The 16,841-nt window shown below is 65.9% G+C and carries 17 protein-coding genes and 4 pseudogenes; 17 read left to right on the top strand and 4 right to left on the bottom strand.

Translation table 11 applies throughout. The annotated features are described in order from the left end of the window. The first annotated feature begins 22 nt into the window (after nucleotides 1-22). Nucleotides 23-817, top strand: a complete 795-nt coding sequence (locus BJ993_RS24550) for an IclR family transcriptional regulator (RefSeq protein WP_207084496.1) — start codon at nucleotides 23-25, stop codon at nucleotides 815-817. Between the two features lie 31 nt (nucleotides 818-848). Here BJ993_RS24550 and BJ993_RS24545 read toward each other — a convergent pair whose 3' ends face one another. Then, nucleotides 849-1,763 carry a LysR family transcriptional regulator gene (locus BJ993_RS24545; RefSeq protein WP_179652718.1) on the bottom strand — a complete coding sequence of 305 codons (915 nt, stop codon included), beginning with the start codon at nucleotides 1,761-1,763 and terminating at the stop codon, nucleotides 849-851. 151 nt (nucleotides 1,764-1,914) lie between these two features. On the opposite strand from BJ993_RS24545, the gene BJ993_RS24540 reads away from it, so the two are divergent. The 6 genes from BJ993_RS24540 (at nucleotide 1,915) to BJ993_RS24515 (ending at nucleotide 7,091) form a co-directional block, all read left to right on the top strand. After that, nucleotides 1,915-2,964 carry an SDR family NAD(P)-dependent oxidoreductase gene (locus BJ993_RS24540; protein WP_218865370.1) on the top strand — a complete coding sequence of 350 codons (1,050 nt, stop codon included), beginning with the start codon at nucleotides 1,915-1,917 and terminating at the stop codon, nucleotides 2,962-2,964. Between the two features lie 99 nt (nucleotides 2,965-3,063). Next, nucleotides 3,064-4,395, top strand: a complete 1,332-nt coding sequence (locus BJ993_RS24535) for an aromatic ring-hydroxylating dioxygenase subunit alpha (RefSeq protein ID WP_179652714.1) — start codon at nucleotides 3,064-3,066, stop codon at nucleotides 4,393-4,395. Beyond that, nucleotides 4,392-4,895, top strand: a complete 504-nt coding sequence (locus tag BJ993_RS24530) for an aromatic-ring-hydroxylating dioxygenase subunit beta (RefSeq protein WP_032491531.1) — start codon at nucleotides 4,392-4,394, stop codon at nucleotides 4,893-4,895. The genes BJ993_RS24535 and BJ993_RS24530 overlap by 4 nt, the downstream gene beginning before the upstream one ends. A gap of 124 nt (nucleotides 4,896-5,019) precedes the next feature. Further along, nucleotides 5,020-5,184, top strand: a complete 165-nt coding sequence (locus tag BJ993_RS24525; RefSeq protein WP_179652712.1) for a hypothetical protein — start codon at nucleotides 5,020-5,022, stop codon at nucleotides 5,182-5,184. 48 nt (nucleotides 5,185-5,232) lie between these two features. Next, entirely contained in the window at nucleotides 5,233-6,219 is a 987-nt protein-coding gene (locus BJ993_RS24520) for an alpha/beta fold hydrolase (protein ID WP_218865369.1), read from the top strand. Continuing rightward, the gene (locus BJ993_RS24515) at nucleotides 6,219-7,091 is read left to right on the top strand and encodes a DODA-type extradiol aromatic ring-opening family dioxygenase (protein ID WP_179652710.1); all 873 of its coding nucleotides are present in this window, start codon (nucleotides 6,219-6,221) and stop codon (nucleotides 7,089-7,091) included. Before BJ993_RS24520 ends, BJ993_RS24515 begins: the two co-directional genes overlap by 1 nt. A 2-nt stretch (nucleotides 7,092-7,093) precedes the next feature. On the opposite strand, the gene BJ993_RS24510 is transcribed toward BJ993_RS24515, so the two are convergent. After that, nucleotides 7,094-7,336: a hypothetical protein gene (locus BJ993_RS24510; RefSeq protein ID WP_179652708.1), complete on the bottom strand. Its 243-nt coding sequence runs from the start codon at nucleotides 7,334-7,336 to the stop codon at nucleotides 7,094-7,096. A 20-nt stretch (nucleotides 7,337-7,356) separates the two neighbouring features. Between BJ993_RS24510 and BJ993_RS24505 the strand changes: the two genes are divergently transcribed. Both BJ993_RS24505 and BJ993_RS26805 read left to right on the top strand, forming a co-directional pair. Continuing rightward, nucleotides 7,357-7,593 carry a ferredoxin gene (locus BJ993_RS24505; protein WP_179652706.1) on the top strand — a complete coding sequence of 79 codons (237 nt, stop codon included), beginning with the start codon at nucleotides 7,357-7,359 and terminating at the stop codon, nucleotides 7,591-7,593. A 1,024-nt stretch (nucleotides 7,594-8,617) separates the two neighbouring features. Next, nucleotides 8,618-9,963 (top strand): annotated as a pseudogene (locus BJ993_RS26805) (MFS transporter). A gap of 163 nt (nucleotides 9,964-10,126) precedes the next feature. Here the strand turns inward: BJ993_RS26805 and BJ993_RS24490 are convergent. Next, the gene (locus tag BJ993_RS24490) at nucleotides 10,127-10,282 is read right to left on the bottom strand and encodes an IS3 family transposase (protein ID WP_179652702.1); all 156 of its coding nucleotides are present in this window, start codon (nucleotides 10,280-10,282) and stop codon (nucleotides 10,127-10,129) included. Between the two features lie 58 nt (nucleotides 10,283-10,340). Between BJ993_RS24490 and BJ993_RS24485 the strand changes: the two are divergent. The 8 genes and pseudogenes from BJ993_RS24485 to BJ993_RS24445 all read left to right on the top strand — a co-directional run. Continuing rightward, a pseudogene (locus BJ993_RS24485) lies at nucleotides 10,341-10,840 on the top strand (DDE-type integrase/transposase/recombinase); the annotation flags it as partial. A 40-nt stretch (nucleotides 10,841-10,880) separates the two neighbouring features. Next, nucleotides 10,881-11,946: pseudogene (locus BJ993_RS26250) on the top strand (IS1634 family transposase); the annotation flags it as partial. Between the two features lie 350 nt (nucleotides 11,947-12,296). Beyond that, entirely contained in the window at nucleotides 12,297-13,049 is a 753-nt protein-coding gene (locus tag BJ993_RS24470; protein ID WP_179652689.1) for an SDR family NAD(P)-dependent oxidoreductase, read from the top strand. A 175-nt stretch (nucleotides 13,050-13,224) separates the two neighbouring features. Further along, nucleotides 13,225-13,404: a transposase gene (locus BJ993_RS24465; RefSeq protein ID WP_218865367.1), complete on the top strand. Its 180-nt coding sequence runs from the start codon at nucleotides 13,225-13,227 to the stop codon at nucleotides 13,402-13,404. Between the two features lie 145 nt (nucleotides 13,405-13,549). After that, nucleotides 13,550-14,086, top strand: coding sequence for an IS110 family transposase (locus BJ993_RS24460; protein ID WP_179652687.1), 537 nt, complete (start codon nucleotides 13,550-13,552; stop codon nucleotides 14,084-14,086). After that, complete coding sequence (locus tag BJ993_RS26800; protein ID WP_169702102.1) at nucleotides 14,083-14,331, top strand: hypothetical protein; 249 nt, start codon at nucleotides 14,083-14,085, stop codon at nucleotides 14,329-14,331. The genes BJ993_RS24460 and BJ993_RS26800 overlap by 4 nt, the downstream gene beginning before the upstream one ends. 171 nt (nucleotides 14,332-14,502) lie before the next feature. After that, nucleotides 14,503-14,727, top strand: a pseudogene (locus BJ993_RS26795) (transposase); the annotation flags it as partial. A 130-nt stretch (nucleotides 14,728-14,857) separates the two neighbouring features. After that, nucleotides 14,858-15,397 carry a tyrosine-type recombinase/integrase gene (locus tag BJ993_RS24445; protein ID WP_179652685.1) on the top strand — a complete coding sequence of 180 codons (540 nt, stop codon included), beginning with the start codon at nucleotides 14,858-14,860 and terminating at the stop codon, nucleotides 15,395-15,397. A 28-nt stretch (nucleotides 15,398-15,425) separates the two neighbouring features. On the opposite strand, the gene BJ993_RS24440 is transcribed toward BJ993_RS24445, so the two are convergent. Continuing rightward, nucleotides 15,426-16,733, bottom strand: coding sequence for an ISL3 family transposase (locus BJ993_RS24440; protein WP_179652683.1), 1,308 nt, complete (start codon nucleotides 16,731-16,733; stop codon nucleotides 15,426-15,428). Between the last annotated feature and the right edge of the window lie 108 nt (nucleotides 16,734-16,841).

Raw genomic sequence — 16,841 nt, 5'->3', positions numbered from 1 at the left:
GACACCCCGTAGCCTCAGACCCATGAGAGCGATGTCGAACCTGCCGCCGACACCGGAATTTGGCTCGGCGCCGCAGTACCCGATCGAGTCGGTGGACAACGCACTCCGGGTGGTGCTGCTGCTGGGGGAGCACCCCAGCCTGCGGCTGACGGACGTCAGCAAGTACCTGGGGGTGGCATCATCCACTGCCCACCGGCTGCTTGCCATGCTCCAGTACCGCGGCTACGTCCGGCAGGATGCCGCGACGCGCAGTTACGTCCCGGGGCCGACCCTGGACTCGCTGGCCTTCGGTCTGCTGCGCCGACTCGACGCCCGAGACCGGGCACGCCCGGTGCTCGAGCGGCTCAACAACGATCTGGGGGAGACGGTGCACCTGGGCCGGCTCGAGGGGAACGAGGTCCACTTTATCGATTCCATCGAGAGTGATCGGGCCCTGCGAGTGGCCAACCGGCTCGGGCGCAGCATGCCCGCCCATTGCACTTCCACCGGCAAGGCGCTGCTGGCCATGCTGACTGACGATGAGCTACATCTGCTTTATCCCGACGAGCGGCTCATCCAGCTCACCCCGCATTCGCTAGGCACCCGGACCGAGCTTCTCGACGCGGTGCGCACGATCCGTTCCCGGGGGTTCGCGACGAGCAAGGAGGAGAGCGAGGAGGGTGTCGCCTCCCTCGCCGTCGCACTGGCCTCGACCCGCTCTCCGCGGTTGGCGGTCAACGCCTCGCTGCCTCTCAGTCGCATGAGCTCGGCGACCGAGCAGGACATCCTCACTCGGCTGGTAGCTGCGGCGGAGGAGATCGACCACCTCCTGCTCTGATCGGCGTGGTCAGTCCGAGGTCGGCTGGGCCTCAGGCGGGACTGGGCTGCCCGCCGTCCCGGTCCAGCCGGTTGCCGGTCCCCTGGACGTGGCGCACAAAGGACCGCACCGCCGGGGCGATGCCTCCTTCGCGTGACCAGTAGATCCACAGCGGGGCGCTCATCGGGGTGTGCTCGTCGACCAGCGCTGGCCATCTCGCCGAGTCGTCGGCACTGAGGTTGTCGTCGGCGATGACGGCCACGCCCAGCCCGGCCCGGGCGAGCGCAACGAGTGTGGTGGCGTTGACGCTCTCCGACGTGATGTCGAGCCCGAAGCCCCCTGCCCGCAGCGCCGGCTCCAGCAGGCGCCGGGTGAGGCTATCGGCGGACCCGGTGAGCACCGGCTGGCCACGCAATTCAGCGACCGAGACGTGGCTCCGGCCCCGCCACGCGTGGTCGTCGGAGGTCACCACCGCCAGCCGCACGTCGCCGAGCTGGTGGCCCGCAAGACGCTGGTCGGCCTGTGAGAGGCCCGTCACGAGATCGACGTCCCCGTTAAGCACCTGTTCGATCGCGGGCAGGCCCGAGTACTCGTGGACGGCGACGTGGATAGCGGGATGCGCCGACCGGAAGGTGCCGATCAGGGGCGCGAGGAACCGTGGCACGTGCGGATATGCGCAGGCCACCGTGACGACGCCCGCTCGACCGCGAGCGAGTTCGTGGGCAAACTGGGAGACCGACTCCGCTCGATTCAGCAGGTAGTCGGCGCGGGGCAGCAATTGATTCCCGGCACCGGTGAGCTGTACTCCGCGGCCGGACCTCTCGAAGAGGGCGATGCCCAGCTCCGCCTCCAGCGCCTTGACCGAACGCCACAGCGAGGGCTGCGGCACGTCGAGGGTGGCGGCGGCGCGGAGGAACGACCCCTCGCGGGCCACCGCAACGAGATACCTGAGTTGACGCAGCTCCACGCACGGCTCCTAGTTACACCAGTGAATAGCTCGATCCCAGAATAGACCGTAGACAGCGCGTGATGAGGGTCATACGCTCCTATGTGTACTGCAATGCAGAAAGTCGTCCTACCTTGAGGAGAATTGGATGTCGGAGTCTGGTGGAGGAACCGTGGCCACTGCGCGGCAGCGTCAGCTGGTCGAGCGGGCACTCGGTGAGTGGCAGGGCGAGGTGGCGGATCGAGTCATCGTTGTCACCGGTGGAGCCCGCGGCATCGGCCGCTCCCTCTGCGAGGGACTGTTGCGCGCCGGCGCCAAGGTCGTTGCAGCGGACCTGACGTGGGACGACGCTGACGACTTCCGCAAGCAGCTGGAGTCGGACGGCAGCGGCATGGCCGTCGACATGGACATCACCGACGACGACGCCCTCGACGCCGCCCGAGACGCTGTCATCGACAGGTTCGGGACCGTCGACGTCCTAGTGAACAACGCGTCTCTGGTCTCCGAAACCCTCTTCCCGCCCACAGGCCACCGGAACACCCTTGACACGACCGACCGCGACTGGGAGGTGATGTTCGGCGTCAACGTGTTCGGCACGCTGAAGGCCATCCGCCGGTTCATCGAGCCGATGCGGGCCCAGCAGCGGGGCAGCATCGTCAACGTCGTCAGCAGTGGCGTCCTGGCCGTCGCCGCCGGCGGCGGCTACCACGGGCTGCGCCCGTGGACGGTCGAGATGCCTTACCAGGCCACCAAGGCCGCCGTGATGGCGCTGACCTTCTACCTCGCCGAGGAGGTGCGCGGCGACGGGGTCGCGGTTAACGCGATCATGCCGGGGCACACCCGAGCGTCGTGGTTCGACGCCACCGCCCGGGCCTTCAACGAGCAGGGCATCGCCTACTTCATGCGCCCGGCGATTCCCGAGCACCTGCTGCCGATCTCGCTCTTCCTCGCAGCCCAGGACAGCGCGGGGGCGTCCGGGCGCCTCTACTACGTGCCGGAGTGGAACTACGACCACGGCTACGGGGACTACGCCGCGTGGCAGGACCATGAGCTGCCTCCGGACATGGAGGAGATCTACAGCCGGCTGGAAGCCGCGACCCCGTCATACGAGCGGGCCGGCGTGGCCCACCTCCCCTTCGACGCGCAGGGCGCCCTGTACGCCGCGGGCATGGCTAATCTCGGGGCCCAGAACAGTTGGACCAGCAATGACAGCGCTCAGTGATACCGCAGACGCCCAGACGATCCGCTTACAGGTGGGCCGTTCGGGTCCGCCCTCCCATCTCACCTCACGCAACCCGTCAGACCCCGAGAGGACCCGATCATGACCAGCATCAGCGAACGCCCCGTTGACGTGGCCGCCGCAGGACTGCACGACCTGGTGAAGCCCGACGAGGGCGCCGTCAGCCGAACGGTCTTCGTCGACGAGGCAATCTACCGCAAGGAATTGGACCGGGTATTCACCAAGACGTGGTTGTTCATCGGCCACGAGTCCCAGTTGAGTGAGCCGGGCGACTACCTGACGAACTTCATGGGCGAGGACCCTGTGATCGCCACTCGCGGTGCGGACGGAGTGATCCGGGTGATGCTCAACTCCTGCGCCCACCGGGGCATGGCCGTGTGTAGCACCGACGCCGGGTCCTCGAAGTTCTTCCGCTGCCCCTACCACGGCTGGACCTACAGCAACAACGGCGATCTGATCGGTGTACCTCGCGCAGATACCGTCTACAATGGCGAGCTGGACAAGTCGCGGCTAGGTCTGAAGATCGTTCCGCGGGTGGAGAACTACAAGGGATTCATCTTCGCCAATTGGGACATGGACGCCATCCCGCTGGTGGACTACCTCGGCGCTGACCAGCTCTGGTATCTGGACCTAGCCTTCGAGGCGCCGCTCGGCGGGCTCGAGGTGATCGGCCCCACGATGAAGTTCCGGATCAAGGCCAACTGGAAGCTTGCGGCGGAGAACTTCGCCGGCGACGACTACCACGTGCTCTACACTCACGGGTCGGCCTTCCAGATCGGCTTCCTCCCCGACTACGACATGCTCGCCGACTACATCGCACACTTCGACCACGGCCACGGGATGGGCGACATCAGCAAGCCCGGCCGGGCCTATCAGAACGACGTCGGGATGGCTCAGTTCCTCGGGCCGGAGGCGATCGAGTACGTCAACGCCGTGCACGAGCGGCTCAAGGCCCGGGTCTCCCCGCTGCAGGCGGAGATGCACGGGCTCGGTGAGGGCAATATCTTCCCGAACCTGTCATGGATCAAGTTCGGCGTCTTCCACGTCTTCGGGCTCTTCCAATGGCACCCGAGGGGACCGGGTGAGATCGAGGTCTGGCAGACGGCGCTCTTCGACCGCGACGCGCCGCAGTCGGTCAAGGACTTCGCCCGCACCCAGATGTCCCAGGAGAACGCCGCGGCCGGGATCTTCGGCCAGGACGATGGCGAGAACTTCGAGCAAATCACCGAGTCCGCCCGCGGGGTGGTCTCCCAGACCCGGGATTTCAACTACGCGATGGGCCTGGGGCACGAGGGCGAGATCCACGAGGAGGGATACCCCGGCCACTTGGGGCCCCACTATTCGGAGCAGAACCACCGCAACTTCTATCGCTACTGGCTCGAACTCATGACCACCCCGGGAGAGCAGAAATGACCACTTCCCTCACCGATCTGCGCCGCGACGTCGAGGACTTCCTCTACAGCGAGGCCAAGATGCTCGACGAGCAACGCTACGACGAGTGGCTCGACCTGTTCACCGAGGATGTCCATTACTGGATGCCAATCACGGAGACCCGTGAGGTGCGGCAGCACCGGGACCACGTCCCCGGCGAGTGGTCGCTCATGGAGGAGGACGCCCGTTTCCTCGCCAAGCGGATGGAGCGCTTGGCCGGTGGTCTTGCCCACTCGGAGCAGCCGCGGTCGCGGACGCGTCGGTTCATCAGCAACGTCCTGGTCACCCCCGGGCCGGACGGCGACCTGGTAGCGGAGTGCAACTTCATCGTCTTCCAGTCCCGGCGGGCCAACTCCGAGCAGTTCTTCGTCGGCTCCCGTCGCGACCGGATCGTGACCTCCGGTGAGAACTGGAAGATCGCCGAACGGACCGTGCTCCTCGACCACCGGGTGCTGCCCCGTGCCATCTCCATCTTCTTCTGAGGCCCAGGCGGCTGACCTCGACGGCAGTCGGGACGTCGGGGCTGATGGCGCACCAGAGCCGAGTTCTTGGCTGCGCACCGGCTCTGCCGACGGCGAGCTCGTAGTCAGCAACGAGTTCGCCCGGGTGCGGGTACGCGCCGACCGAGACGGCAACGACCTTCGCCTGGCCATCCGTAGCCTGCGCACCGGCCGCGAGGTCTTCCTTGACGCGCTGCAGCTGGAGAGCCTCACCTGGCTCGACGAGAGGGCCTACACGACATTGCTCACCGAGCCGTTCGGACCGGAGTGACCGACCATCCCGCACCGGCCGCACGGCCGAACAGAGAGGAGCCTCAACGTGACGAGCACTGAAGGGGGAACGGCCCAGCCGCAGGGGAACTCGTTCTGGGTGGACCTGCTGGGAACCGAGGTCCGGTACCGCCAGGCGAGCTCTTACCGCACCCGCAGCATCGAGGCAGGCGCCGGTGAGCCGGTAGTCCTGCTGCACGGCGTGAGCGGGCACGCCGAGACCTGGGTGCGCAACGTCGCCGTCCTCGGCCGGGACTTCCGCGTGCATGCCATTGACATGCTGGGTCACGGCTTCACCGACAAGCCGCGGATCGAGTACTCGATCCGCGCGCTCGCCGAGCACGTGCTCGGCTTCCTCGACGAGATCGGCGCCTCGCGAGCCCACCTGGTCGGGCAGTCTCTCGGTGGCTGGGTCGCGGCGTTTCTCGCCGTCCACCACCCCGAGCGGGTCGCCTCGCTCGTCAGCGTCACCGGGGCGGGGCTGCAGGTGGACGCCGACGGTGCCACGCTGACCGAGAACGTCGGCCGACAGGTCGCGGAGGCCACCACCAAGGCTCTGGACACCCCGACCCGGGAGAAGGTCCGGACTCGGCTGGAATGGCTGGTCCATGACCCGTCCGTGGTCACCGACGAACTGGTGGAGACCCGGTACCGGATCTACGCCAGCCCGGACTTCGCCGCCACCGCCGGTGACATGGTCGCCGCATTCACCTCCCGGCCCCGGCCGGAGGAACTGCTGACCGCCGAGCGGCTCGCGACGATCAACTGCCCGACGCTCGTGCTGTGGACCCGGCAGAACCCGACCATGCCGTGGCCGGTGGGGGAGGCGGCCAGCCGGATCATTCCCGATGCAACGTTCCGTCTGATGGAGGACGCCGGTCACTGGCCGCAGTTCGAGAAGCCGGCGGAGTTCCACGCTGTCGTCGGCGGTTTCCTGCGTTCGGTCACCGCGGGGCGCCGAGGTGGGCGCACCGACGGCGACGGCGACGGCGGCCCCACGGATCCGGCCACCAACCGGCAACGGGCGGCCCGCTGATGGGCAGGCTGGTAGGTGCGTACGCGACGTCCCACACGGCGATGATGATCCGAAAGTTCCAACCGGACAACGACGTGCACGCCGCAGTCCATCAGGCCTTCGCTCAGGTGCGTGCGGAGGTTGACCGGCTGTCCCCTGACGTGCTCGTCGTCGTCAGCAGCGAGCACCTAAAATCCTTCAGCTACGACAGCTTTCCGCAGATATGCGTCGGAATCGGAGAGATAGCCACCGGTTGGGGCGATGGAGGAGTGGCCAGCGCCGAGGTCCCACTTGCTGGCGCCTTCGCTGCCCAGCTGCTCTCCGAGGGGGTGGCCGCCGGGTTCGACCTCGCGTTCTCCGCCAACCCGAAGATCGACCATGCGTTCATGGCACCATTGACCCTCATCCGACCAGAGATGGACATCCCGGTGGTCCCGGTGTTCCAGAACGCCAACACCGAGCCTCTGCCACCCCTGTGGCGCAGCGCCCAACTGGGGGAACTGCTGCGCGACGTCATCACGCGGCGGCCCGCAGCCGAAACAGTGGTCGTGCTCGGGACCGGCGGGCTCTCCCACTGGGTCGGCACGCCGGAGATGGGCCAGATCAACTCCGCCTTCGACGAGCGGTTCCTGCAGCACGTGCGCGCAGGGGACCTCGGCGCGATCCTCGCCATGAAGACCGCCGCCGTCCTCGCTGAGGCCGGCAATGGTGCCCCGGAGATCCGCAACTGGGTCACCGCGATGGCCGCCGCGTCCAGTCAGGAGGGCTGGGGAGTGTCGGAGCCTGAGCGGACGGCCCGTGGGCCGAGAGGGGTCGTCCTGGCCTACGAGTCCGTCCCGGACTGGGCGACCGGGATCGCGCTGGCTCGGTTGGCCCCTGAGGAGGAACCGTGAACTTACCCCTGGACCAGGTCATCCGCCGGGTCGTCCGGGATCCGGAGTTTCGTTCCATTGCGGAAGAGTCGGGCCAGCTCGCGGCCGACCTCGCAGGCGTACGGCTGGCCGATCTTGCGGCTGTCCTGGAGGGCGACCTGGTCACCCTCCATCAAAGGGGCGCCCACCCACTGCTGATCATGCAGCTGGCCGGTGCGCTCAGGATCGATCCGATGCGGCGCTTCGCCGCCGAACAGACTGCCCATGACTTAACCACGGAGGGACGATGAACATTACGGTGGACCTCGAGCGGTGTGAGGGCTTCGCCTCGTGCGTTGTGACCGCGCCCGAGCTCTTCGACCTCGATGACGAGCGCAGCGTCGCCGTCGTCCTGGAGCCTGTTGACGGTGGCCCCCGCACCCGCGCCTTAGCGCTCGAGGCCGCCGCGAGCTGCCCGGTGCGGGCCATCACCGTCCTCGACCCCGTTGTGGACGAACCATCGCTGCCGCGGCGCGGCCGGTGACCGACGGAGTTTCGCCGGACGCGGTGGCAACCGCGGTCGAGAACGAACTCCGTCGGGCGGCGGTGACCGGTACGCCCTGTGCCCCGGTTCGTGAACGTGCTACCACCGACGTTGGCGGCCGGCTGCGCCGTTCAGCAGGTTCTCTCCGCTCGCGCTCTCGGTTGGCGGGGTGGCAGCCGCAATGGCCGATCGCTGAGCGTGTCAACGACCACGTTGTCAGACCGGGCGACTCGCGATCCGGGGCTCGATGCCAGCATCCCGGGCTGCCACGCGTACAGCATTTGGTCGCCGCGGCGGGCGTATCGTTGACGCCCAAGAGGATACCGGCCTGCCAACCCCGGCTATCCATGCGCCCTCTCTACCTCCTGGATAGTCAGACCGCCAGCCGCCTAGCGAACTCGCCAGAGTTCGTCTCGATCACCCAAAGCCCGTATCCGTGCCCGACGTAGCTACGGATCCACTCCATCATCCTGATGGGCGCGTGCGAGCGCCGCCCGATCTCCAGAGGGTGGCAATGTCAGGGAGGGCGGAGTCGTTCATCTCGCGGAAGCGGAGCATTGGTGTGGGCCAACCCGAGCAACCTTTGCATCGTCAACGCCGACGCCCGCCCGGATCGGCGATCCTGTACCAGATGCGCCGAACCACAGCGTCAGTGGAGTGTGCATGTCGTGGAGGATCGTCCCCGCGGTTGCGCGAGACCCCCTGGCGGCAGCCGCCCAGCGCCGGACCCGGTCTGCGACCCACCCTCGTGGCCTTCCTGCCGCACCTCGGGCACTGGCCCAGTCGGCTAGAGCGGGCCAGTTCAGAGTTTCCATCCAAGCCTTCGTCGTCGGGGAATCACGACCTCAGCTCCGCTAAGGAGCCGGGATAGTGCAGACCACGCGACGACACATGCGACCCTACGCTCAGGCGGCAGTCAGAAAATGTGTAACCCACATGGTGAATATCCGCGTCGCAATACTTCCAAAGCGTGGTGGCCCTTCCGAATCGCATTCGCCGGAGATGTCGGAAACGAACGTAGCGAATGAGTCGTCGCCTAACTGCAACCCTCTGCTTTGGAGTTGCCCTCAACCCGCTCAACTCGACCATGATCGCGACCGCGCTCTCGCCCATCGGCCGCGATTTCGGAGTTGGTACGGCGGATATCGCGTGGCTGGTGTCCGTCATGTACCTGGCCAGCGCCATCGCTCAGCCGGTCGCCGGGCGCATGGCCGACGAGTTCGGTGGGCGCCGCGTCTTCGTGGCGGGCTGCGCTCTGGTAGCTGTTGCAGGCCTGGTGGGTGCGCTCGGGATGTCTCTCGCTTTGCTAGTGGTGTCGCGCATGATGATCGGCCTCGGCACTGCCTTAATATATCCGGCCGCCGTGTCGATGGTCCGAGAGCGGGCCGCCGAGCCCCTGGGCATGCCGAGCCCGACAGGTCCACTGCGCGCCCTCAACGTGGCTACTCTGATCGCATTGATGGTGGGTCCTCCGTTCGGGGGGGGTTGGTGGACCTATTCGGATGGCAGGCGGTGTTCGCTGCGAATCTGCCCCTGGGTGCTGCGAGTCTTGCGGCTGGCCTGCTCTTCCTGCCGAAGACTCAGCCTGCCGCCCGTCACAACCCTTTATGGCGGACGATCGACCTCCCGGGCGTGCTGATGTTCGGGGCAACGATCACGATCTTCCAGATTCTGGTGGCTACACTCTGGACGTTTGCGTACCTGCTCGGCCCGGCCCTTGCCGGCGTGGTTTTGATCTTCGTGCGCATGGAACTCAAGACAGAGCATCCGTTCCTCGACTTCCGGATGCTGGCCACCAACCCGGCCTTGGTGCGTACCTACCTGCGCATAGTCCTGACCTTCGTTTTGATCTACGGGGTGATATTTGGGGTGACCCCTTGGCTCCAAGACGGACGAGGCCTCACTGCCAGCGCGGCCGGGCTACTCTTCTTGGTGATGTCGGGAGTCGCAGCCGTGACGTCCTTCATGGGTACGTGGGGATCCCGGCCATACTGGGCGCTACTGATTCCGGCCCTTGCCCTCTTGGCAGGAAGCCTGGCGATGGTTGTGCTAGACAGCGCAACCTCGATCCTCCATATAGGTTGCATGATGGCACTGTTTGGTATCGCGAACGGAATGGCCCAAGTCGCCAACCAGATCATCGTGTATCAGGTATCGCCCCCCACCCAAGTGGGTGCAAGCGCTGGCATGTCCCGCACTGCACAGTACCTCGGCGCCATGATCGCGACTGGAGTGATCACTGTCGCTTTTTCCGAGGGCGGGCACCAGCCAGGCATTGAACAACTTGCTCTGATCTTGATCTCGGTCTCGGCGATACTCGTCATTGTGACGACCGTCGACCCGAGCCTGCGGCGCCAAACAGACTCGTGACCCTGCACTAAAGTGCCGGTAACGGGTGAACTTGAAACTGAGAGATGTGACTCGGGGTTAAGTCCAGGGTCGTGGTGGATAAAAGGGGCGCTTTGACACCTCCCGGCGAGTCCGGAGACTCTGGTGGACCCCGGGTTCTACGTGGTCGAGATTCGTTGGAGTCTCATGCCACGGTGATGATGCGATTGGGCTCGAATTCTATCGGCGTGAGCCACCCGAGCTGGCTGTGACGGCGCTTCCGGTTGTGCCAGATCTCGAGGTACTCGAACATCGAGTTGGCCAGTTCCAGCCGGGTGTTCCACTTCTTCCGGTCGAGCAACTCAACCCTGCATCCGCCACCAGAATGCCTCGTGTCACTGCAGGACGCCGTCGCGGATTGGCTCTGCCGGCCGCAGTCGGCCACCGCGGCCCGTCGGAGGCGCTCACGGCCCGCGTGGAGGGGTTCTTCGCCGCCTCGGACGGGACCTACGGGTACCGCCGGATCCACGCCGACCTGGCCGAGGAGGGCACCGAGTGCTCACCGGAGCTGGTGCGTCAGATCATGCGCACCCAGGGGCTGATCGCGTGCCAGCCCCGCCCGTTTAGGGTCACCACCGACGCGGACGCCGAGGCGGCAGCGACGATGCCTGACCTGGTGGAGCGTGACTTCACCGCGGACCGTCCCGGGGTCAAGTTCGTCGGGGACACCACCTACATCCACACCTGGGCGGGATTCATCTACCTGGCCACCGTCAGCGACTGCTACTCCAAGAAGGTCGTGGGCTGGTCGATCGCGGACCACATGCGCACCGAGCTGGTCGAGACGGCGCTGAAGAACGCCGCGGCCACGAGCGTGATCGAGCCCTTGGCGGTCTTCCACTCCGATCGCGGCAGCGTCGACCGATTGAACTCGCCCAGTTCGGGTCCTGGGCCTTTGCCGGCGTCTGCCCCGCTACGGGCAGCCGTCGTGGCGTCAGCACCTGGCGGCCGCGTGCGCGGAACGCGCAGCGTTGGGGCTAGCGTCCTTGGTGCTCTACGACGTCACCACCTTGTATTTCGAGATCCACGAGGGTGACGGGTTCCGTGAGCCCGGCTTCTCCAAGGAATGACGCCTCGAACCGCAGATCACCGTCGGGTTGTTGACTGATGCGACCGGGTTCCCGCTGATGATGGAGGCGTTCGAGGGCAACAAGGCCGAGACCAAGACGATGCTGCCGGTCATCACCTCGTTCATGGCCGCCCACCAGTTGGGCGACGTCACGATCGTCGCGGATGCCGGGATGGTCTCCGAGGCCAACCGGGAGGCGATCGAGGACGCCGGCCTGTTCTATATCATCGGCGCCCGCATCCCCGAAGAGCCTTACCACGTGAAGAAGTGGCGCCGAGACCATCCCGGCGGGCCGATCCCCGACGGGCACATCTTCGCCGCCCCTGGCCAGCGACCGGGGCGAGGAAGGCGGCCGGGCGCCGAGACAAGGTCACCTACTACCGCTACAAGGCCGACTCCGCCCGGCGGTCGCTCCACGGCATCGACACCCAGATCGCGAAGGCCCAACGCGCGGTCGCCGGCAAGGAGCCAGTAAAGCGGAACCGGTTCGTCCAACTCACCGGCGGCGAGTAGACCATCAACCGCGACCTGGAGGCCAAGACCCGTGCGATCGCGGGGTTGAAGGCCTACATCACCAACATGGCCGACCCGACACCCGAGTTCGTGATCGGCGCCTACCACCAGCTCTGGCACGTCGAGAAGTCGTTCCGGATGTCCAAGCACGACCCACGAGCCCGCCCGATCTACCACCACAGGCGGAGTGGATCCAGGCCCATCTCAACGTCGTGTTCGCCGCCCTCGCGGTCACCCGGCTCGTCGGGGAAAGCACCGGCTGGTCCATCAAGAAGTTCGTGCGCACCGCCCGCCGCTACCGCACGATCGCGCTCCGCGTCGGTCAGCACACCATCACCGCCGCGGACCCCCTGCCGGCCGACCTGCGCGACGCACTGGCTTAGATCAACTGAAGGTACGCACTAGCCGAGCCGAGCCGAGCCGAGCCGAGCCGAGCCGAGCCGAGCCGAGCCGAGCCGAGCCGAGCCGAGCCGAGCCGGGCTGGGCGAGTCGTCCGAAAAAAGGTGGCGCTCGTCGTCGCTGTCGAGAGGGTCGCGGAGATTCTGCGCTTCAAGAGATTGAATACACGCTATTCAAATTTGTCGATTGTGGCCTGCGATGGATCGTAGGTAGGTTCTTCTTCTCGCCCCAGTTCTCCGCGAGAGTCAGGGCCGTTACTGACTGATTTTCTCGCCGAGGCCGATCGGCAAGCGTCGATTGTCTACAGGGACTAGCCAAAGTAAGGGAAATAGAGATGAATAGGCTCGCGGACAAGGTTGCCGTCATTACAGGTGCAGCATCGGGTCAAGGAAGGGCGGCGGCATTACTCTTCGCTCGCGAGGGCGCCAACGTCATCATCGCTGATTTCGACGAGGAGGGGGGGCGCCTCGTCGCCCAGACAATCGTCACAGAGGGCGGGAATGCCTCATTTTTTAGGGTTGACGTCACGTCTGAAGATGAGGTCGCAGCACTTATTCAGCACACCGTCGAAGCCCATCATCAGATCGATGTTATGTACAACAATGCTGGCCTTGTCCGAATGGCACCCATCGCTGACCTGCCAACCGAAGACTGGGACTTCACGGTCCTGTTCGAACTTACGCAGGTCTACTACGGTTGCAAGTATGCCCTACGCGAAATGAAACGGCGCGGGTCCGGAGTTATCATCAATACTGCGTCCACCTCTGGAATAGTTGGCATCCCGACACATGGACCGCATGCCGCCACCAAAGCGGGAGTCATTGGACTCACCCGCTCAATCGCCGTCGACTATGGTGCGAACGGAATCCGCTGCAACGCGATCGCGCCGGGATTCGTGCCATTCACCAAGCAAACGGCGGACCTGTCCAATGACCCCTTCATTGAGATGATGCTTGGAGTTCAACCTCTTAAGCGACCTGGAACCCCCGATGACATCGCCGCCGCCGCCCTGTTCCTTGCCTCGGATGAGTCCTCGTGGATAACCGGACAGGTTCTGGCCGTCGATGGCGGCCACACTGCCATGTAGGCAGGCGTGCACGGCGGGTCTGTCCGAAGAACGGTGTAAGCAGCGTTTCCATTGTTAGAGGTCCTCCGCGGCCGGCATCCGGTCGGCGAAGGTGATAGCGAAGGCCTGATTGCGATCGAGACCAAGATGAACCGCCGAGCTCAAGGCGATGGTCCAGGCCCGACGGTCGCACCTGATGGACATCCACGGCATCGATCCTGTGGTAGCCGCGCGGATCCTTGCCGACGTCGGTGACGTGGCCAGGTTCGCCGACCGCAACCGGTTCGCCTCCTGGACCGGCACCGCACCGCTGGACGCCTCCTCAGCCTGGATCCGTAAGTTCTTGGGTGGCCCGGGAGGGCTTGATCGCCCTTGATGGCTCCGATGGATTGGCCGCCCAGCTCCTCCTGGGACGCCTTCACTGCTGATTGAGATGCGCGTCCTGGTCGCTGTTTACGGATCTGTCGGCGGGGTGTTCCTTCGGGCCACGACAATGCCTTGTGCGCTCGAAGGAGGAGTAGATGAAGGAACAGGTTCCGCTCGGGTGGGCGGGCATCGACGTCGGCAATGGCCACCACTGGATCTGCTTTATCGACGAGGCAGATACCACGGTCTGGTCGACGAAGGTGATCAACGACGAGGCCGCAATCCTCGACGCGGTCGGCGGTGTTCTTGCCCGCGCGGAGGAGGTGGTCTGGGGAGTCGATGTCACCGGGACCATGTCGGGGCTCCTGCTTGCTCTGTTGGCGGCGCACGGTCAGCGGGTCAGATACGTCCCCGGCCGCACCGTGAACCAGATGGCCAGCGCCTACCGAGGTGAAGCCAAGACCGACGCCCGCGACGGCTATGTCATGGCCGAGACGCTGCGGCACCGCGGCGACCTTGCCGAGGTGGAGGTCGCCACCTCGTTGGTGACCGAGCTGCGGCTGCTGGTGACCCATCGCACCGGCCTGGTCGGTGACCGGGTCCGCATGGTCAACCGGCTGCGCGACGTGCTCAGCGGCTACTTCCCTGCGCTGGAGCGGTCTTCGACTACGCCCATAGCCGCGGCGCATTGACCCTGCTGACCGGCTACCAGACGCCGCAGGCGATCCGCCGTGCCGGTCAGTCGCGGCTGCGGACGTGGCTGGTCAAGCGGAAGGTCCGCAGCGCCGACCAGATCGCAACAGATGCCCTGGCCGCGGCCAAGGCCCAGCACACCGTCGTGCCGGCCTCGGGCACGTCCAAGCGCTCATCGCTCTGGCCCGGCGACGCGTCGACGTCCTGTGGGCCCTGCTCCGCGAGAACCGGCCCTTCGAACTGACCCCACCGTTGCGAGAACCGATGCCCCGAACGGCTTGACAAGATCATTGACAATCCACCGCTCGGATGCCGCGGTAGCGGCGGGTCTGATGCAAGAGGGTGCTCCTGACCTGCAGGATCACGGTTACCACGCCAATGATCAGTCAGAGTCAAGGGAGCACCGAGGAAGTACAGCGTTGAGCTCCAGCAGCGGGCCACGCGAATGGCATTGGACGCCCGGAAGGATCCGGAGTCCGCGCGTGGAGCGATCAAGCGGGTCGCCGATCAGCTCGGGGTCCACCCCGAGGCGCTGCGGAACTGGGTCCGTCAAGCCGAGGTCGACGGCGGGGTCCGGCCAGGCACCACGAGCGATGACGCCCAGCGGCTGGCCGAGCTCGAGCGTGAGGTGCGGGAACTGCGTCGGGCCAACGAGATCCTGAAAACGTCCGCGGCTTTTCGCGGCCGCGGAGCTCGACCGCAAGATCAAGTAGAGGTGCCCACCGCGGTGCTGGTCGACTACATCGACCAGCACCGTGACCGGTTCGGGGATGACCGCCCTCGCGCCGACGCTGCAGGCCTTCTTCACCGACCGGCTGAGTCATCAACTTGGTGCCAGCGCACACACGATCGCTGCCTACCGCGATACCTGGCGCCTGCTGCTCGCCTTCACCACGGCGCGCACGAACATCGCGCCGACGAACATCGACATCGCTGATCTCGACGCGCCTCTGGTCGGGGAGTTCCTCAACCACTTGGAGAGTGAGCGCGGCAACAGCACCAGAACACGCAACGGTCGGCTCGCAGCGATCCACTCCATGTTCACCTTTGCCGCGTTGCGTCATCCAGAACATGCCGAGACGATCGCCCGGGTCCTCGCGATCCCGCCCAAACGCTACGACCGGCCCCAGGTCACCAATCTCAGCCGAGCAGAAGTGACCGCCCTGCTCGGAGCTCCCGACCGCAGCGCTTTGCCTGGATGTCGGCCACGGCTGGGTCCTTCGGTGGTGAGCGAGGTCGAGGGTGAGGGGGACGTCACAGTGGTGCAGGAGTCGGTCGAGGATGGCGGTGGCACCACCCAGCGGACTTGACCCGGACAGAGCCCCTTTTGGGGGCTCTTCACAATTGAGGGTGTAGCCGAGGTCTGAAACCGCCGGACTCGAGCAGCGATCTAGCGATGTAGTTGGTGAGGTTGCGGAACCCGAGCGCTGAGCCGCGGAGGTGTTCGAGCCTGCCGTTGATCGCTTCGGTCGGGCCGTTGGATGTGCCGGGCCGGTCGAAGTAGGCGAGCACGTCGTCGGCTCGCTTCTTCAGGGTCCGCCCTAGCGTGACGAGCTCGCTCAGTGCGGCCGGGACGCCGTGGCTGATCGACTCGATCAGCTTGCACATCAGCTCGCGGCCCTTGGCGCGGTCAGGTTGACGGTAGGCCGCGACCATCCGCTGATAGATCCACCAGGTCACCTCGACTTCAGCATGATCATCGGTCGCGAACAGGGTCTCCAGGCGCGCCTTCTGCTTGTCGGTGAGCAGGTCTGCGCCGGTGTGTAGGGTCCGGCGCGCGCGGTAGAGGGGGTCGTCCTTACGGCCGCGGTTTCCGTGGATGGCTAGTTGGACCCGACGTCGGCAGCGGTCCAGCGCGTCGCCGGCCAGCCGCACGACGTGGAACGGGTCCATCACCGCGACCGCGTCGGGGAGTTCCTCGGTAGTGGCGGTCTTGAAGCCGGTGAACCCGTCCATCGCGACCACCTCTACGGCGTCGCGCCAAGACTGCTCACGTCCGGCGAGCCAGGTCTTGAACGCCTGCTTGGACCGGCCCTCGACCATGTCGAGCAGCCGTGCTGGGCCGGTGCCGTCACGGATGCCAGTGAGGTCGATGATCACGGTGACGTATTTGTCGCCACGCCTGGTGTGCCTCCACACGTGCTCGTCCACGCCGATCGCGGTGACGCCCTCGAGTCGGGCAGGGTCGTCGATCAGCACGCGCGTGCCTTCGGCGAGGACCGCGTCATTCGCGGTGTTCCACGCGACCCCGAGACCCTCGGCAACCCGGGCCACCGTCAGGTGCTGGCGCACGATGGCTTCCAGCGCCCACCGCAGCCCACGACGCGACAGCTTCGCTCGCGGCTCGGCCGCTCTGGTCGTGTCCTGGCGCCACACATGTCGACAACCGGTGCAACGGTAGCGACGGACCGTGACCAGCAACGTCGTCGGCCGCCAGCCCAACGGCTCGTGTGCAAGTTCTCGGGTCACGGTGTCGCGCGGCACGCCCTCGCAGCCGCAACGACGACACCACTGATCCGGTTCGAGGATCCGGCAGGCGAGGACAGCACGATGGGCGTCGAGGCGTTGGCCGGTGACCTCAAGGCCGAGCTCATCGAGCCGGCAAAACTTGGTCAGATCAGGGCAAGCGAAGGTAGCGTCAGACAAGTCGAGGTCTTCCAGATGGCGAGCGTCAGAACTTCCATCATCGGGAGGCCTCGACGTCTACCTGGCCACCGCCCCTACCTCAGCCGCTACACCGTCATCTGTGATGAG

The organism is Nocardioides aromaticivorans, from assembly GCF_013408525.1.
Classification (GTDB): domain Bacteria; phylum Actinomycetota; class Actinomycetes; order Propionibacteriales; family Nocardioidaceae; genus Nocardioides; species Nocardioides aromaticivorans.
This window is presented reverse-complemented; position numbering and strand designations above follow the sequence as displayed.

Excerpts from the sequence above, each read along its gene's own strand:
- BJ993_RS24550 (WP_207084496.1), top strand. The coding sequence starts at position 23 with ATGAGAGCGATGTCGAACCTGCCGCCGACACCGGAATTTGGCTCGGCG.
- BJ993_RS24535 (WP_179652714.1), top strand. The coding sequence starts at position 3,064 with ATGACCAGCATCAGCGAACGCCCCGTTGACGTGGCCGCCGCAGGACTG.
- BJ993_RS24530 (WP_032491531.1), top strand. The coding sequence starts at position 4,392 with ATGACCACTTCCCTCACCGATCTGCGCCGCGACGTCGAGGACTTCCTC.
- BJ993_RS24515 (WP_179652710.1), top strand. The coding sequence starts at position 6,219 with ATGGGCAGGCTGGTAGGTGCGTACGCGACGTCCCACACGGCGATGATG.
- BJ993_RS24510 (WP_179652708.1), bottom strand. The coding sequence starts at position 7,336 with ATGGGCAGTCTGTTCGGCGGCGAAGCGCCGCATCGGATCGATCCTGAG.
- BJ993_RS24505 (WP_179652706.1), top strand. The coding sequence starts at position 7,357 with ATGAACATTACGGTGGACCTCGAGCGGTGTGAGGGCTTCGCCTCGTGC.
- BJ993_RS24470 (WP_179652689.1), top strand. The coding sequence starts at position 12,297 with ATGAATAGGCTCGCGGACAAGGTTGCCGTCATTACAGGTGCAGCATCG.
- BJ993_RS24465 (WP_218865367.1), top strand. The coding sequence starts at position 13,225 with ATGGACATCCACGGCATCGATCCTGTGGTAGCCGCGCGGATCCTTGCC.
- BJ993_RS24460 (WP_179652687.1), top strand. The coding sequence starts at position 13,550 with ATGAAGGAACAGGTTCCGCTCGGGTGGGCGGGCATCGACGTCGGCAAT.
- BJ993_RS24445 (WP_179652685.1), top strand. The coding sequence starts at position 14,858 with ATGACCGCCCTCGCGCCGACGCTGCAGGCCTTCTTCACCGACCGGCTG.